The organism is Egibacter rhizosphaerae, from assembly GCF_004322855.1.
Classification (GTDB): Bacteria; Actinomycetota; Nitriliruptoria; order Euzebyales; family Egibacteraceae; genus Egibacter; species Egibacter rhizosphaerae.
Genome location: NZ_CP036402.1, coordinates 1549869 through 1565676, shown reverse-complemented (window position 1 = coordinate 1565676; position 15808 = coordinate 1549869). Strand labels below are relative to the sequence as shown.

The following is a 15808-nucleotide window of genomic DNA, read 5'->3' as shown; positions in this document are numbered from 1 at the left end:
CGCTACTCCACCGGTTCGCTGGTCTGCGCGATCGTGCGCGGATCGTCGCTGGCGATCACCGCGCCGATCGCGTTGCCGACCGCGTCCTCGCGCGTGGCGCCCTGCGTGATCTGCTCGTTGGCCTGCCCGATGATCTGCTCGTACGGGTCGGCCTGGTTGTCGCCCTCCGGCGAGGTGCCGCTGGCGACGCCCTGGCGGATCTCGGTCGACTGGCGCTCGCTGTCGCTCAACTCGGGCCCCTCACTCTGCGACTCCTCGCCACCCGACCCCTCGCTGCCTTCGACCTGGGTGGCCTGCTGGCCCTGCGCGGCGAGCTGGTCGACGAGCTGATCGGGGATCTCGCCCTCGATGCCCATGAGCATCTGGCCCGTCTCGCCCTCCGGGTCGACGCCCTTCTTGAGCAGGAAGTTCTCGCGCTTCACGCGCTGCGTGTCCTCCCTGCGGTTCGCGGCGCTGCGGAGATTGTCGAACGCCTCGCGGCTGATCACGATGTTGCCGTTCTCGTCGGTCTGCGGCTCGTTGTCGCCGCCACCGTCCTGCGCCTGCGCGGTTTGCTCGTCACCCATCGCCAGTCACCCTTTCTACGCTCCGAATGTCCCTGATACGCCAGGGCGCGCGGAGGACACGCCCCAGGGGGGAACCCTCGTTCGAGGGGAATCTGAGATGCACGATTAGCCAGCACCCTCCCGATTCGGGGGTCTCGCTGCGTGTTCGCTGGCTACTCCGCTTTGATGGCTACCCCCGGCCCAGCGGGAAGGCCGGTTCGCGGCCAAGGAGACGATCCTCTCTACAGCTCTCGCCCGCCGAAGGGCGCGGCCAACCTCGCGGTCAGCTCGCGCGCCCCCCGACGACGGCCGAAGTGGATCGGCAGCCTCCTTCGCGCCACAAGGTGTACCTGTTCGCTCGCCGCGACGCAACGACCTCGCCCTGTGGCGCTAGACCGTGTCGATCACGAACGGGCCGAGCACCGGCACCACGTCGCCGCCCGCGCCGGTCGTGTCGACCCGCACCCACACGGCCGCCTGCGACCGGCGCAGCCGCGCGAACCCCGGTCCGACCAGCAACCGCGCGACCGCGATGTGCGACTCGATCGGGTCGCGCCAACTGCCAGATTCCCAGTCGGACTCGTCGATCTGGTCGCTGGGCACGTCTGTGCGCGCGACGGCGAACTCGACGGGGAAGTCGGTGAGGTCGTCGTTGCCGAGGTCGTCGGGGTCGGCTTCGACGCGCACGGGCAGGTATTCGATGCTCGCGCGCGGCAGGGTCTCGCGTCGCATCCCCATCTCCTCCCAGGCGGCCCCTTAGTGCCGCTCCACGGTAGCCGACCAGATCCGCGGGGCGAGTTCGCCGGTGATGCGGACGTTGCGGCCAGTGATCACCCGCAGGTTCGGAGCGACCGCTTGGTAGACGGCGTCGCCGGGCGCGGGATGCACGCGGTCGACGATGCGCAGCGTCGGGGCCAAGGCGGTCCAGGTCGAGTCGGCGGGCTGCGGCTCGACGAGCTGGCCGAGCCCGATCGTGGGCGTGGCACTCGTGTAGGTCGCGTCGCCGGGTGCGGGGCGGATGCGAATGTCGGAGACGACGTTGGGGGCGACGGCGGTCCACGTCGAGTCGGCGGGGATCGGCGTGATCGTGCGATCACGTGCTTGGGATCGCGCGTACGTGGTGCGCCCGTGGGTGAGGGTGCCGTAAGTCATCGCGAGGATGGTACTAGCGCGGCGAGGCGATCCGTCGGATAGCGGGCCCTAGTGGATGGCCTGCGCGGCCTCCAGCGCCTCGAATCGCTGGCCCGCCAGCGCGTCGTTGAGTAGGCGTCCCTCGGCTTCGAGCCAGAGGTCTCCAAGCCATCGGTCCGTCTCATCGTCGAAGCGGTCATACCGAGCAGGCTTCGCGCCCATCTCGCCGAACACGAGTCCGTTTCGGCCGTGCAGGAAGTCGATGCGCATGAACGGCGCGGGGATCTCCGCGCTGAACCGCTCGACCATCTCAAAGTCCGCGTCACTCACCCCGACGCCCTCGAACGCGCTGTCCTCGTACTTGCCGGTCGCGATCCGCTCTCCGTCGCGTGACCACCAGCAGTGGCGCGTCTCAGGGTCCCGCACGATCTCTAGTGCCAGCCCGACGCGACCGTAGAAGCAGTAGAACTTCACGTCGCGGGCGGGCCCCTCCTCGGCGACGTCCTCGACTAGCTCCTCCCGGGCCCACTCGTCGGTCTTGATCCGGCCCTCGGCGAGCATCTGGCGGCTCATTGCCACCGACTCGCCCCACTCGGTCCAGGTCTGCTCCTTGGGGCGGAACACGCGGTGCTCGTCGAAGCAGAGCATCACACCGCGCGCACCGGTCGAGTTCGTCGGCTTGAACGCAACACCGGGGCGCGGGTCCAGCTGGTCGAGAGTGAGTGTCTCCGACGAGGCTTGTGGGGTTCGGATGCCGCAGAGGTCAGCGAACCTTGCCGACACTGCTTTCCGCTCAAGTGCCCCTTCGAGCTTGAACGGGCCGAGGTGGTGGCGACGGCGCCGCAGTGGCAACAGCCTCTGGAACGAGGCGACTGGAGCGAGGTCGGCGCGGAGACTGAGCGCGTGACGGAGGATGTCCTCGGGCAGCTGGCCGGGCTCTAGCGCTTCGAGGATGTGGCTGATGGCGCGCAGCTTGGTGTCGGCATCGGGGGCGTTCCGGATCACGCGGCGGCACGCGTCGGCGAGGTCGCGAGCGGACGCGTGGTCGCTGTCGATCTTGTCGGCGGCGAGCTGCTGCAGCGTTGCGAGATGGTCGTCTGTCATGGTTGCAGGCTAGGCGACTCGTTGGCTAGCCGTCGATCTCGCGGTTGTCGCCGATATCAGCGGAACCCCAATCGCCATGCAAGTGTTCGCCGTCCCGAGCGACGATGAGGTTCCCGTCCACCCAGCAGTCCTGCACGTTGTCGGAACGAATGCCTCGACCGTCGGGCACAGTGACGCTGTTGCCGGTGATCGCGATGTGCTCGACGAGATCGCCCTCGCTAGGCTCGTCGGCTATGAGAAAAATGCCCGTCCAGATCTCCGTATCGGGGGGCGATTCAACAATGTTCCCCGAGATCGCGCCACGTCTGATCGCACGCCCGTGGCGCGACTGGAGGGTCAAGACCCGGAAGGCCTGAGACCGCACCGTGTTGCCCGTGACGACGACATTCGTGAGGGGCTCCTCAGCGTCCCCGATGTCCTGCGAGCATCGGATCATGATGCCCTCGCCGCCATCGGCGGGATAGATATCATTATTGGCGATGGTGTACGAGGCCTTCTCGCCGTTATCGGGCTCACACAAGAGCCCATAACCAGCACCCCCATAAACGATATTACCGTCGAGGGTCACATTGATCCCACGAATAAAGATACCGTGACCGGACTCGTCACTGACGCTGATCGTGTTTCCCTCATACACGAAGAACTCGCCAGCGCCATGCATCGACAGCCCCGCCGCCCGGCCGCCATAAACGGTGCACCCAGTCACGGTGACGAACCGGCTCCATCCATAATCGGACGAGTCTCCACCGTTATCGACCAGGTGGCGAACATCATCGCCCGTGCATCCCGCAACGCTGCCCCATTGAGCGCCGTTCTGAAATGCAACCCCAGCGCCACCGGTGTTGTCGATACCGCGCATCTGTGCCCAGTGGACCCCCGCCACGCGCAAGTGCATCGTTCGGTCGGCGCAAATGGCCCGACCCGTCCACCCCTCGAAGGTAACGTCCTCGACCATGACGTTGGCGGAGTTCTTGAACACCACCGCCGACTGCGCATCCTCCTGGGTCTCGCCCGGATCGGGATCGCCGATGATCTTCCCGGCACCTCGGACGCTCACGTTCGTGATCGGGTCGAGCTTCGACGCCTTGGGGTTCTCGTCGGTCGGGTAGCGGCCCCACACATGCTCCCGTAGCTGCACGGTGTTGCCGTCCACCGAGACTACTGTGTGGGTTTCGCCCTGCATGGGCATGTTGGTGCGCCACATAATGTCGCATTGCAGGAAGATGAAGTCGCCGAAGCTGAACGGCGAAGCATCGGCCAGATCCACGGTGAGATCGCCTGGCTCGACGGCTGCGGTGATGTCGGTGGTGTCGGTCAGGTCGCCTTCGGACTGCAGTAGCCCGTCGCCGAGCATTCCGGTCTTGGGCGCCTCGGTCCCGTCGATGACCGCGTCGGGCGCGAGATCGAGCGTCGTGTTCGACGGCAGCGTGACCGTGTCAGTGACCCGGTAGGTCCCCGGCGGGAACCACACCGGCCGCCCATCGGCCGCGTCGATCGCTGACTGGATCGCCTCGGTGTCGTCGGTCGACCCGTCGCCCTCAGCTCCGTAGTCAGGGTGGGTGACGTCGACCATGCGCTGCAGCTGGTAGGTCGCGCCAGCGGACGCCTCGGTCAACAGTTCGTCCAGCTCGGCCGCCGTCAACCCGTGCCGCCACAACGTGCCCTGCGGCCACTCCTGCGCCGACGTGCCCTCCTCGCCGCGCGAAATCGTCGCCGACGACGAATCCGCCGCGTGATCGGTCACATGCACGACCTCGGGATCGCCGCCCATCGGATCGAGCACGAGCACCGCGAACTCGTCCGGGTCCCCGCCATCGACCACCGGTAGATCCTCAAGGCCCGGCGAGTTCAGCGTCGACGCGCCCGACCCGAGCGGGTCGTCGTCGACCTCGCCGTCAACGAAGTTCGCGCGCACCCTGCCCATCAGGCAGCCTCCGCCGCGCTACGCAGAATCCCCGCGTCATCCCAGTCGATCAGCAACTCAGTGCCGTCGGTCTCACGCTCCCCGCCGAAGTCGACATAGCCCAACAGCAGCGACGTCGACGCGGCCCCGGTGTCCTTGTACGCGACCGCCCAGCGCGCCGCCACCGACGAGTCAGGCCACGCCACATTGTCCGCGTGGAACACGGTGCGCAGATTCGCGGCCCCATAGGACAGCGACCGGCCAGTCAACGCCTCACCGCCCGACGAGTAGCCGGCGCCGGACACCTCGTCGGCGTTGACGTCGCCCCAAAACTGGTGGTTGGCCTGGTCCGGCGTGTAGTCGTCGGTGAGCAGCGCAACGCGGATCGTGTCGTTCAGCAGGTCGACGTCTTGTCGGACGACCGCTTCGACGCCGCGTCCGAACCAGTGCATCGCATCGGCCATCGCCAACCCCTACCAGTCGGCGCCCCACAGGGCGCGGTTATGTCTTCCACAGGGTAGACCCGTGCTAGTCGGCAGGGCCAACACCCAACCCCTCCTGGCCGAGCAGCGCGCCGCCCGCGCCCTCGAACGGCGACTGGCGCAACTCCTGGCGGCGGCGCATCCGCTCGGTCGCGTCGACGTCGACCTCGAACGCCGCGTCGACCAACTGTCCCTCGGTGAACTCGCCGCGTTCCCACGGCAGATCGTCTGCGAGCGGGCGGAGCTGCCCGGCCTCCTGAAAGCGCGGCTGCGCCTCCTCGAACCCGAAGCCCATACCGGCGATCCGCTCGGCGCGGTCCTCGGACACCTGGAACCCGCCGATCGACCCTGCGCCGCGCACCCCCGCCATGTCGACCGCTCGCTCTAGCTGCGGCAACGACCGGTCGGGGTCCAAAATGAAGCTCGCGAGCGCCTGACGGTTGTTCGCGCCGAACAGCTCCCCGAACGCGTCAAGTACCTCCTCGGGCTGCTGGTCGACGCGCACGAACCCTTCCTGTACGCGCTGCTCGACCTCGCGGGGGGAGAGGTCGTCGACCAGTAGCTCTTGGATCTGCTGCGGCGAGTCGTAGAAGCCCTCCGGCATGCCCGACTGGCGCATGATGCGGCGCACGTCCTCCTCGTACTGGATGACCTCCTGCTCCGAGACGGGCGTCAATCCCTGTTCGCGGCGTTCGGAGATCGAGGGGAACCGCTGCTGGTACTCGGGGCGGTCGCGGAGGTCGCGCATGATCTCGGTCTCGCTGCGGCCCGCCTGGATCTGCTCCCACACCCAGTCGGCCAACGACCCGAGGCCCCACTCAGACAGGTCGTCGCGGATGCGGTTGAGCGCGTCGCGATCTCGGGGCTCGTCGTCGCCGACCAGCGACTCTTGCACGAAGTCGCCGTGGATGGTGCGTTCGATGCCCATCGGGCCGCCGAACACGTCGAGCGCGCGCGTGTCGTGCCGCTCGCCCATCGCGTCGAGGTCGCTTTCGGACACCCGCTCGGGTTCGCCGTACAGCGACATCAACCCCGACTGGATGCCCGCGCCACCAGCTCGGTGGACGCGCCGGTTCGCGACGAAGTAGTGCTCGCCCGCGTCGGTGACGACGAACCGTCCGCGCGGCGGATCGTCGACGAAGCCCTCGCGGATCTGCTCCTCGATGCCGCGCGGCCCGCCGAAGAAGTCGATCGCGTGCTCGTCAGTGATGCGCCCGCGCTCGTCGAGCGCGCGCCAGCCGACCTCCTCGGGGCGGCCCCCGAACAGCGTCTGCAGTCCAGCGCGCAAACCAGGCCCTGACACGCGATGCAGTTCGCCGTCGTAGGCCAGCCACTCGCGCCCGTCCGGGTCGACGAGGTAGCGGCCGTGGCGCGCCACGTCGCGGATGCTGCGCGTGCCCGACGCGCGCTCGCGCGCCTCACGCGCCGCGTCCGGCTGGATCTGCACCTCGCCGCGAGGCGCAGGCGTCAAATCGTCGAGGTTGAAACCCATCAGGCGATCCTCCCGAACGTGCGACCCAACATCTCCGTGAACGCGGAACCCTGCTCCTGCGCCTGCCGCGTGCCGCGCCACTCAGGCAGCCCACGCGCGTACTGCTGCACCTCGCTCATCGTCATCGGCCGGCGCTCGTCACCTTCGGTGGCGAAGTCGAGCACCGGCGAGAACCGCGAGTCGTTGACAAGATCGATCGTGTCCGGGTTCATCTCCAACGTGCGCGCCAGCTCCTCGCGGTAGGGCTGGAAGAACTGCTGCGGCGAGACGCCGCGCGCGAAGTAGTCCTCCAAATGCGGGTAGCGGCTGCGCGCCATGTCGCGCAGATGCGTCTCCAACCCGTCCTCGGTCGCCTCGCCCGAGAGGATGCGCTGCGCCCAATCCAAGGCGCTGTCCTCCGACATCGGCACCATCCACTCGTGCGACTGGGCGACGATCGCGTCCTGCATCGCGCCCATGTCGCCGCCGACGCGCTGATCGCCGCGGAAGTCGGCCTCGTTCGCGATCGCGCGCTGCATCCGCTCGCCCTGGCTGATGCGACCCGTGTTGATGTCGACCCAGCCGTTGCCGACCGCCTCCAAGGCGAGCTGACGCATCCGGTCCTGGTCGATCGACACGCCCATCCGCGAGGCTTGCAGGCGAATGTCGAGCATCACCGAGTCCATCACCTGCTCGCTGCGCGCAGGGTCTTCGGAGCGGATGCGTTGCCACTCGCGCCGCGCCGGCTCGGTGTCGGTCCACCAGTCGGTCGTCATTATCTGCGACTCGATCCAGTCGGGATCTCGGCCCTCCCGAATCGCAGTGCGCATGACCTCGGCCAGCTCGGGCTCGTCGAGCACCCACGCCATGAAGCCGTAGCGTTCGCGGACGAACTCCTCGATCTCCTCGTCGGACGCGTCGGGCCCCGGCTCGTCGGGGTCTCGCGGCGCATCGAGCGTCGTGCCCGGCACGCTCGCGCCGCCGCCTGGGCCGCTCGGTGTGGCATCGTGCTCGGGCGACACGCGGCCGGGCGGCTGGTCGCCGCGCACGGGGTCGCCGGGCCGGCCGGTGTCCATGAAGTCGGTGTCGCCGCGGCGGAACTCGTCTCCGCCCTCCCACGAACGGCCGAGCAGACGCGACCCGGTGCGATGGTCGACGACGCCGTTGACCGAGATGCCGTTGTCGCGCTGGAACGCGCGCAGCGCGTTCTCGGTGCGCGGCCCGAACAGACCGTCGATCGGGCCGACGTCGTAGCCGCGATGCTGCAACGCGCGCTGGATGCCGCGCACATCGTGGGTGTAGCTCGGCGTGCCGCGCACCGGATCGCCGGGTCGCGGCTCGTCGGGCGCCATGTGCGGCGGCAGCGACCGCCCCTGCGTGTCGGACATCTACCTCACCCCTCCCGGCAGCGACGACGAGCCGAGCACGCTGCGGAACGCGTCGACCGCCGTGCTCACAGGGCTCGCCGGTTCCTGCATCATCGTGCCCACATCCTGAGCTTGTGGGAACGATCCTGCGTCGAGGTTGCCGAACCCGTCGAGCCGCACCGGCGCGTTCGCGCCGCGATGCCACGAGATGTGCACGTGGTCGTCGTGCCCGTCAGGGTCGTTCCACGGGTGCAGCACGATCCGGAACGGCCCGTCGGGGCCGGCCTGCGCTTCCGCCCAGTCGGCGAGTTCGCGCATCTGCTCCATCGACCCGGCGAAGTCGACCGCGCCGCCCCACAAGTGGTCGCTGTTCGTCGCCCCGCCGACGCGTTCGTTGTGCGCCTCCGACCGGTGATGGCTGGTGACGCGCATCCCGAACGACTCGGCGATCGTCTCCGCGGCCCGGCCGATCTCGTCGCCGGTCCACTCGCCGCCGCCCTGCGGGCGCATGCGTCCCGCGCCCGCCTGCGTGCCCGGCGACGGGCGGTGCATCTGGCCGAGCACACTGTCGACGTACTGCTCGACGCTGGTGCCGAGCGTGTCCGCGATGTTCGCCACGCTCGACGAGTCCTGGTTCCACCGATGCGCCCGACCGGGGCCGGCGAACCACGCGACCGCGACCCCGTCCCACGAGCCGAACTGCTGGTAATACTCCAACATCTTGTGCTGCGCGACGCGGTCCTGCGCCTGCGGGTCGCGCCAGTCCGCACCGGGAATGCCGGCTTCGGCCGCCCAGTTGTCCCAGTTCGAGTCCAAGATCTGGTACTTGCCGAGCGGCTGGCCGTGGCGCGTCTGCGGCCCGCGAATGTGGTACTGGCCGCCCGACTCGACCTGCGCGATCGACTCCAAGAACTCGTCGATCTCGCCGTGTCCGCCGCCGCGACCCGGCGCGGGCTGCGCGTCGACGACGTTGCCGCCACGCATCTCGCCGACCGGCAAGCCGCCCTGCCGGCCCGCGTCGACGTCGCCGATCGTCGTCACGTCGCGGTCGCCGCTCTCGCTCACCATCGACCCGCCAGTGAGCCGCTGCACGCTCGACATGAAGTTGCGCATGCCCGCCACGAGCTACACCCCCCGCCCGCGCGTCGCCATGCCGCGGAATGCCTGGTGCGCCTGCCGCGCCTCGCGATCCAAGACGTCGCCGGGCGCTTGCTCCTCGACGAACTCGCGGGCGCGCGCGGCGACGTCGACCCCTTCGGTCTCGACCGCCTCGGGCGGCTCGCCCGGCTCGACGTCGGGCGCGCCGCGCATCGGATGTTCCGGGTCGGGCCGGTCGAACTGCGTCTCACCCTCGGGGTGGCCGACGAACTGCTCGTCGCCGGGCCGCTGCGGCATCCCCGCCTCCTGCCTCTGCAACGCGGCGCGGTACTCGTGCTGGGTCATCTGCCGTTCGCGCTGCAGCCGATGCGTGAGACTCACGAACGCGCGTTTCTCCTCGTCGGTCGCGCGGCGGCCCGCGACCTGCCGGAACGTGTCGTCGACCGTGTGCCCGATCGCCTCGGGGTCTTGCAGGTCGATCATCGGCGCGGGCTCGCGATGGTCGGGGTCGTCCTCCAAGTCGTCCATGCCACCCGACGAGTCCACCACGCGTTCGAGCACGTCCCAAAACGGCAGCTCCTCGCCGGTGCCGGGCTCGCGGTAGTGCGCGGCGAACTCGAAGAAGTTCATCGCCGCCGACAGCGTCTCCGGGCCCCCGAAGCCCCAACGGATGTCCTCGAACGGCTCCTGGTAGAACCCGCCCGCGTAGAGCTTGCGCTGGTACTCGCGCAACTCGCGTTCGGGCGCGTTGCCGATCACCGACTGGGCCGCCTCCTCGGGAGTGCGGCGCTGCTCGACCGTCTCGCGACGAATCGGGCCGGGCGTGGTCATGTGCTGCGCGATCGGCTCGGGCCAGCGGCCCTCCTGGCGCGTCTCTTGCCGAAAGCCGGTGATCACCGTCGGCTGCTCGAAGTCCTGGTCGGCGCGGCTCGCCGCCGTCGACGCGATCGCGAGGTCCATCATCTCGTCGACGCCGAGGTCGCCCTGACCTCCCACCGGCGGCGCGAGCCCGTCGTCGCCGACCGTCGGGCCAGCCGGGTCGACCGCGGCCGGGTCGACGCCCGCCTGCTCGGGCGGCTGGTTCTCGTCGAACGCGTCGGCGGCGCCTGTGATGTCGCTCACTGTGCCGCCTCCTGCCGGCTCGTGCCCGGCTCCAACGTGTCGAACTCCAAGTAGCGGTGCGCCAGGTCCGCGAACGCGGGGTTCTGCTGGATGAGCTGCTGGCGGGCGTGCTGCCACGCCTGGTGCAGATCCTCGTTCGCGCGCGCGGTCAACGAGCGGACCTCGCGCTGCTCCAACTCGCCGATGAACCGGTCGCGCAACTCAAGGTACGTGTCGAGACCTTGGATGTCGGGCCGCTGGTTGACCGGTTCGAGGCGCGTCATCCAGTCGAACGCGCGGATGCGTTCGCGCCAGCGGCCCCGGTCCATCTGCTCGCGCTCGCGACGCCACTCGGGATGCTGCTGCTCGACCTGGTCGACGACCATGCTGCGCGCGCGAGCGATCGGCTCGGCGTCGGGATGGTCGAGGTGCGGCAGGCCGCGCCGCTCAAGCTCGCTGTCGATGCGGTCCATCAGGCGGCTGAACTTGATCCGGCCCGCCCGCACGTCGGTGTCCTCGATCATCTCGTCGGGCGTGAACCGGCGACGTCGCGTCTCCTCCGCGCCGAACCGCAACGGCGAGTCCATCTGCGCGTCGTACACCGCGCGGGAGAACTCAGGGATCGAACCGCCGCCGCCCGAGCCCAAGATCACGGGGAACAAGTCGGGATGCTCCTCCGCGAACGCGCGGTACTGCTCCCCCGCGACCCAGCCTTCCTGGGTGGCGGGCACCCCGTCCATCGACTCGGTGAAGTTCTGCGTCAACGCGAAGAACTCGTCGCCGAACGTCTCGTAGAACCGCGAGTCCGCCGTGGCGGGATCTTCGCGCTGCAGCTCTTGGTACCGGTCGATGTAGGGACGGAACGGCGAGTCGAACTGGGGGCTCGCGGGAGCCGCGAACGACGTGAGCGCGTCGAGCAGTTGCAGCGACGTCGCTTCGCTCTCGACCTCGTCGACGAACGCGCGTCGCGCCTCGGGATCGTCGAAGTCGACGGGCTCGCGTTCGCCGAGCCGCATCTCGGTGAGCTTGGTGCGCAGGATGCCTTGGAAGTTCGAGGCGTAACGGTCGTCGCTGTAGCCCTCGAAGTAGCCGCGCATGTCGCGTTGCCAGCTCGACATCAGCGCGTCGGGAATGTCGCGGCTTGGCCCGAACGGCAAGATCGGCGACATGACGTCCTCGAACTCGGGGCGGCGGCGCACCAGCTCCGAGGCGGGAATCTGAATCCACGGGCCGAAGCCGGCCATCGTCTCGACCATGCCCTGCACCCCCTCGGGGCCGCCGACGACCGGCGCGACCGCCAGCGACCGCGGCGACAGGCGCATGTAACCCTGCGAGTCGACCGCGTCTTGGAACAATGGCGACTCGTTGAGCAGCCCCTGAGCGAAGTCGGGCACGCGCATGTCGATCCACCGGTTGCCTTCGTCGTCCTCGTGGAAACCGGGATACTCGGTGAGGCCTTCCCACGACTTCATCGCGCGCACCGCCGCCGCCGGGTTGTCGGCGACCAGCCCCGCCCACGTCGCGGTGATCTCGCGGAACGCGTCGAAGAACTGCGACTGGAACCGCACCATCTCACCGAACTGGCTGCGCTCGGCGAGGTCGAACATCAACTCGCGCGTCTGCGACAACGCATAGTCGCGCGCCTGGCCCTCCCACGCGTCGAGCTGCTGCCGCGAGATCCGCTGGCCCTCCGGCACGCCCCCGTGCAGCTCGCGGAGCCGCTGGTTGTAGTGCAGCGAGAACGACGGCATCCGCGACAACTCGTCGTCGACGAGCGTGCCCAAGAACCGCATGCCGCGCTTCACGAACGTGTTGACCGTGCCCATGACCCCCTGGCCGGCAAGCTGCGCGATCGCTTCGCCGTGCACCTCGGGACGCAACGCCGCATCGGGGATCGCCGTCTCAATGTCGTTGGCCTGCAACGTGCGATGCAGCGCCTTGTCGGCCAGCTCGGGATTGCCGTCGACGAGCCGCTGGGCCTCGTCGTAGAGATGCGCCGCCCACGTCTCGCGGTCGAGGTTGACCCACTCGCCGCCCTCGGGCACCTCCACGCGCGCGCCCGACCCGTCGACGTCGTCGCGCCACGGCACCGACCGGCGATACGCCGCCCCGTCGGGCGAGTCGAGCCAGTCGACCATCCGCTCCATCGTCACCGACGGCGTCTCGCCGTCGCGGATGCCGCGCAGCGCCTGCGACCAGAACTCGTCGCCGCCGACCTGGTTGTTGACGTTGCGCGCCCACGAGTCCGCGTGCCGCGGGTCGGTTCCCTGGACCGTCTCCATGTTCCGCGGGTCGGGTTCGAGGCGCCGCATCAGCGTCTCCTCCGACCCCATGACCTCCTGGATCTGGCGCATCTGCCGGTTGCGTTCGCGGTAGATGTTCGACGCGTCGCCCGCCGCGCCGAACGGGCCCTCGTGGCGGGCCCCGCCGACGACCGGGCCCTTATAGCCCATCGCGTCCATGTCCGACAGCTTGCGATGCAACCCGCGGCCAGTGAACCCGCCGATCGCCGCGCCCACCGCCGCGCCCGCCGGCCCGGCCGCCGCGAAGCCGGTGCCGGCGCCGCCCGCGACGCCGAGCTGCGTCGCGCGTCGCTGGCCCCTGCCCGAGTGCGGCGCCATCTCGACGCCCAGCTCGCGCATCGCCGCGCGCGTCATGTTCGCGCCCGCGCGCGGCATCTGGCCAGCGGTCGCGAGCGCCCCGAACTTGAAGACGTTACGCATGTTCTGGTCGGCGACCACGCGCATCGGCCACGCGGGACGCAGCAGCACGTTCGCCTTCCAGAAGTAGTTCAGCCCCTCGGCGGCTTCGCGGCCGAGCCGCCGCGTGCCCTCCATGCGCCGCCGCGCCTGCGTCGGATCGGGCAGCGCGCCGACCTCCTCGCGCAGCCGCTGCATCTCCGGCAGGATCACGTCGCCCGCGTCGGGGTTGGTGGCGGCCCAGTCCTCAAGGTCGTCGAGCGCGTCGTCGATCATGCGGCGCTGGTAGCGCGGCGCGTCGGTGTCCTGGTCCATCGCGCGGCGCGACCGCTTCAACCGGCCCCGCAGGTCGGTGCCGACCTCCAGCCCCTCGATCGTCTGGTCCATCAGCGTGCGCGCGCGGCCGAGGACGCCCGCCGGCAACGGGTCGGCGGGCGGCGTGAACCCTTTCTTCTCCAACCGGCGCATTGCCTGCAACACGGCGGGGAAGTCGGTGGCGGTCGTGAAGTTGCGGGTCTGCGTCTTCGCCATCGGCGCGGGATACACGCTGATCTCGCCGTCGGGGCCCGCGAAGCGGATCAGGTCGCGGTCGCCGGCCGCGAACGCCTCGCTGCGGCCCGACTGCTGCAACCGGCGTGCCTGCTCGCGGCCCGTTGCCATCTTCTCCATGATCGGGCCCATGTCGGCCTCGTTGACGCCGAAGTCGCGAGCGACCTTGCGGAACGCGGCCTGCTCCATGCGGTTCCACAGCTCGAACCGCTGGCCCGCCTGCATCGGCTCGTTGAACGCGCCCACCCACCGGTCGATCTCGTCGCGCGACATGCGCGCCTGCCGCAACGTCCGCTCGACCATCGTCGACACGTGGTGGCCGTCCTCAAGGTCGATCTGACGATGCGGACGCTTGGTGAACATGTTCAGCACGCGTCCCGAGCCGGGCTCTTGGAACATGCGACCGCGCGTGACCGCGTCGCGGGCGTCGCCGAGACGCGACAAGCGCGGCTCGTGCTGCTGCGACCCGGCGGTGCGGCGCCACTGCTGCAACATCTCGTTCTCGACGTCGAGGTAGCGCAGCTCCGCGTCGAGGCCGGCCTGGTGGACCTGGTCGTTCTTGATGCGCTCGTGCGCGAGGTCGCGGAACCACGGGTCGCCGATCTCGTTCGGCCACGAGTAGTCCTCCATGCGCCGCTGGATCTCGTCGGTGACGCGCCGCTGCTGCGCCTGCCACTGCGTCAGCCGGTCGGCGGCTGGCTGCTGGAACGCGCCCTCGCCGGGGCGCGGGGCGCCGTGCTGCTCGCGCAGCCGCGAGAGGTCGCGCTGCTCGCTGGTGGCCTCCGCGACGCGCAGTTCGAGGTCTTGGCTGTAGCGGTCGAGCGCGCGGAGCTGCGACATGTCGCCCATGAACAACCGCATCGCCTGCTCGCGGCTCTGCTTGTTCGGCAAGCTCGCCAGCGCCCACGACTTGAACTCGCCGTGCGGGTCGCCTTGGAAGAACCGGCGGCGGATCTCCCCCGCGGTCTGCGCCGCGTCGCCGGTCTCGTCGAGTCGGCGGGTGATGAAGTCGTCCATGTCGCGCCACGACGCGCGGAAGACGCCGCGTTCCTTGCCGCGGCCGGTGAAGAACTCCTCGCGTTGCACCGCGCGTCGCTGCGGGTCGGCGTCGAGCGGACGTTTGAGGTAGCGACGCCGCGCGCTGCCGATCCACGACGCGCCGATCACGTCGGGCTCCAACGTCAACGTCGACACCGCGTCGTAGGTGCCCGACCAGAACCGGAACGCGTCCGAGCCCATCAGCTCGGCGACGTCGTCGGGGTCGGTGATGTCGGTGCGCGTCAGCCGCGCGCCGAGCGCCTGACCCGGCGACGCCGACTCGGCGAGGTCCCACGCGGCCTGCCACTGCTTCGACAAGCCCTCGAACAAGCCGAGATCTTCGGTCTCCTCGTGCCACCGCTGGTCCTCGGAGAGGTTCTGCATGTGGTGGGTGGCGGCGTGCGCGCGGTTCCACGGCTCGTAGATGTTCTCCATCATCCAGTCGAAGCCCTCGCCGACTGGTTCGCGCACGCGCTCGGGCACCGCGCCGATCGCTGCACCCACCCCCCGGTCGGGTCCGAACATCTCGCCCATCGCGCCTTCGAGCAGACGCTCTTGCGTGATCGACCACAGCGACTCGTGGAAGTCCTCGTCCTCGAAGCCCGGCAGGATCGGGGTGGCGTGCGCCATGTCGACGAAGAAGCCGCCCGTCTCGATCGCGCCCTGACTCAACCCGCCGAAGAAGTCGGTGGTGCGATCCCAGCCGCGCTCCCAAATCGACGCCGACTCGGCGACCTCCTCGTCCGGGTCGGGCGGCGACTCGTGCACATTGCGGCCCAGCCGCGCGAACTCGCCCATGTAGCTCATCGACTCGCTCCGCCCCCTTCGCCGCCGAGCAGTTCGCTCATGTCGACATCGGCGGGCATCCGCGACCGCATGATCCGAACGAACTGCTTGAACACGTTCGACGTGCCCGGCCGCGCGGCGTGCTGCTCCCACAGCGGCAAGCGCCGCGCGATCTCGACCAGCCCCTCGCGCTGGCCGGGACGCATCTGCTGCATGCCCTCAAGGCCCTGCCCGCCAGTGCCGAGCCCTTCGCGCACATCCTCGCCCGGCCGATCCGACGGACGGTTCATCATCACCGGCGACGCGTCGGCCTGCTGCGCGCGCTGCAAGACCTGCTGGAACCGCTGCCGCTCGTCGGGCGCGGGCATCTGCTGCTGCTGCTGCTCAAGCTGCTGCCGCTCGCCCCAGGTCGTCGACCCGGCAGGCACATCGGGCGCCTGGGCGGGCGCGTCGGCCTGGTTGCGGTCGGTGCGCTGCGCCGACGGCCGTCCGGTCTGCGACGGGTCGGGTCCGCGTCCGCGCCTTGGCATGTCG

12 protein-coding genes are annotated in these 15808 nt (G+C 69.6%); all 12 read right to left on the bottom strand.

All coding sequences use genetic code 11. The annotated features are described in order from the left end of the window. Window positions 1-2: 2 nt before the first annotated feature. Window positions 3-566, bottom strand: a complete 564-nt coding sequence (locus ER308_RS07180; protein ID WP_131154345.1) for a hypothetical protein — start codon at window positions 564-566, stop codon at window positions 3-5. A gap of 369 nt (window positions 567-935) precedes the next feature. Continuing rightward, complete coding sequence (locus ER308_RS07175; RefSeq protein WP_131154344.1) at window positions 936-1277, bottom strand: hypothetical protein; 342 nt, start codon at window positions 1275-1277, stop codon at window positions 936-938. A gap of 24 nt (window positions 1278-1301) precedes the next feature. Continuing rightward, complete coding sequence (locus ER308_RS07170; RefSeq protein WP_131154343.1) at window positions 1302-1697, bottom strand: hypothetical protein; 396 nt, start codon at window positions 1695-1697, stop codon at window positions 1302-1304. 48 nt (window positions 1698-1745) lie between these two features. Next, complete coding sequence (locus ER308_RS07165; RefSeq protein WP_131154342.1) at window positions 1746-2780, bottom strand: ATP-grasp fold amidoligase family protein; 1035 nt, start codon at window positions 2778-2780, stop codon at window positions 1746-1748. Between the two features lie 25 nt (window positions 2781-2805). Next, entirely contained in the window at window positions 2806-4704 is a 1899-nt protein-coding gene (locus tag ER308_RS07160) for a glycosyl hydrolase family 28-related protein (protein WP_131154341.1), read from the bottom strand. Then, window positions 4704-5147, bottom strand: a complete 444-nt coding sequence (locus ER308_RS07155) for a hypothetical protein (RefSeq protein ID WP_131154340.1) — start codon at window positions 5145-5147, stop codon at window positions 4704-4706. The genes ER308_RS07160 and ER308_RS07155 overlap by 1 nt, the downstream gene beginning before the upstream one ends. A 64-nt stretch (window positions 5148-5211) precedes the next feature. Continuing rightward, window positions 5212-6657: a hypothetical protein gene (locus ER308_RS07150; RefSeq protein WP_131154339.1), complete on the bottom strand. Its 1446-nt coding sequence runs from the start codon at window positions 6655-6657 to the stop codon at window positions 5212-5214. Beyond that, window positions 6657-8024: a peptidoglycan-binding domain-containing protein gene (locus ER308_RS07145; RefSeq protein ID WP_205745949.1), complete on the bottom strand. Its 1368-nt coding sequence runs from the start codon at window positions 8022-8024 to the stop codon at window positions 6657-6659. The genes ER308_RS07150 and ER308_RS07145 overlap by 1 nt, the downstream gene beginning before the upstream one ends. Next, window positions 8025-9116: a D-Ala-D-Ala carboxypeptidase family metallohydrolase gene (locus tag ER308_RS22015; RefSeq protein WP_240732074.1), complete on the bottom strand. Its 1092-nt coding sequence runs from the start codon at window positions 9114-9116 to the stop codon at window positions 8025-8027. It abuts the gene before it with no gap. Window positions 9117-9128: 12 nt separating this feature from the next. After that, on the bottom strand, window positions 9129-10223 hold the full coding sequence (locus ER308_RS07135; protein ID WP_131154337.1) for a hypothetical protein: 1095 nt from the start codon (window positions 10221-10223) through the stop codon (window positions 9129-9131). Next, window positions 10220-15295: a hypothetical protein gene (locus ER308_RS07130; RefSeq protein WP_131154336.1), complete on the bottom strand. Its 5076-nt coding sequence runs from the start codon at window positions 15293-15295 to the stop codon at window positions 10220-10222. The genes ER308_RS07135 and ER308_RS07130 overlap by 4 nt, the downstream gene beginning before the upstream one ends. Then, window positions 15292-15804 carry a hypothetical protein gene (locus ER308_RS07125; RefSeq protein ID WP_131154335.1) on the bottom strand — a complete coding sequence of 171 codons (513 nt, stop codon included), beginning with the start codon at window positions 15802-15804 and terminating at the stop codon, window positions 15292-15294. The genes ER308_RS07130 and ER308_RS07125 overlap by 4 nt, the downstream gene beginning before the upstream one ends. Between the last annotated feature and the right edge of the window lie 4 nt (window positions 15805-15808).

Coding starts and splice junctions, on each gene's coding strand:
- ER308_RS07180 (WP_131154345.1), bottom strand. CDS start 566: ATGGGTGACGAGCAAACCGCGCAGGCGCAGGACGGTGGCGGCGACAAC.
- ER308_RS07175 (WP_131154344.1), bottom strand. CDS start 1,277: ATGCGACGCGAGACCCTGCCGCGCGCGAGCATCGAATACCTGCCCGTG.
- ER308_RS07170 (WP_131154343.1), bottom strand. CDS start 1,697: ATGACTTACGGCACCCTCACCCACGGGCGCACCACGTACGCGCGATCC.
- ER308_RS07165 (WP_131154342.1), bottom strand. CDS start 2,780: ATGACAGACGACCATCTCGCAACGCTGCAGCAGCTCGCCGCCGACAAG.
- ER308_RS07160 (WP_131154341.1), bottom strand. CDS start 4,704: ATGGGCAGGGTGCGCGCGAACTTCGTTGACGGCGAGGTCGACGACGAC.
- ER308_RS07155 (WP_131154340.1), bottom strand. CDS start 5,147: ATGGCCGATGCGATGCACTGGTTCGGACGCGGCGTCGAAGCGGTCGTC.
- ER308_RS07150 (WP_131154339.1), bottom strand. CDS start 6,657: ATGGGTTTCAACCTCGACGATTTGACGCCTGCGCCTCGCGGCGAGGTG.
- ER308_RS07145 (WP_205745949.1), bottom strand. CDS start 8,024: ATGTCCGACACGCAGGGGCGGTCGCTGCCGCCGCACATGGCGCCCGAC.
- ER308_RS22015 (WP_240732074.1), bottom strand. CDS start 9,116: ATGCGCAACTTCATGTCGAGCGTGCAGCGGCTCACTGGCGGGTCGATG.
- ER308_RS07130 (WP_131154336.1), bottom strand. CDS start 15,295: ATGAGCTACATGGGCGAGTTCGCGCGGCTGGGCCGCAATGTGCACGAG.
- ER308_RS07125 (WP_131154335.1), bottom strand. CDS start 15,804: ATGCCAAGGCGCGGACGCGGACCCGACCCGTCGCAGACCGGACGGCCG.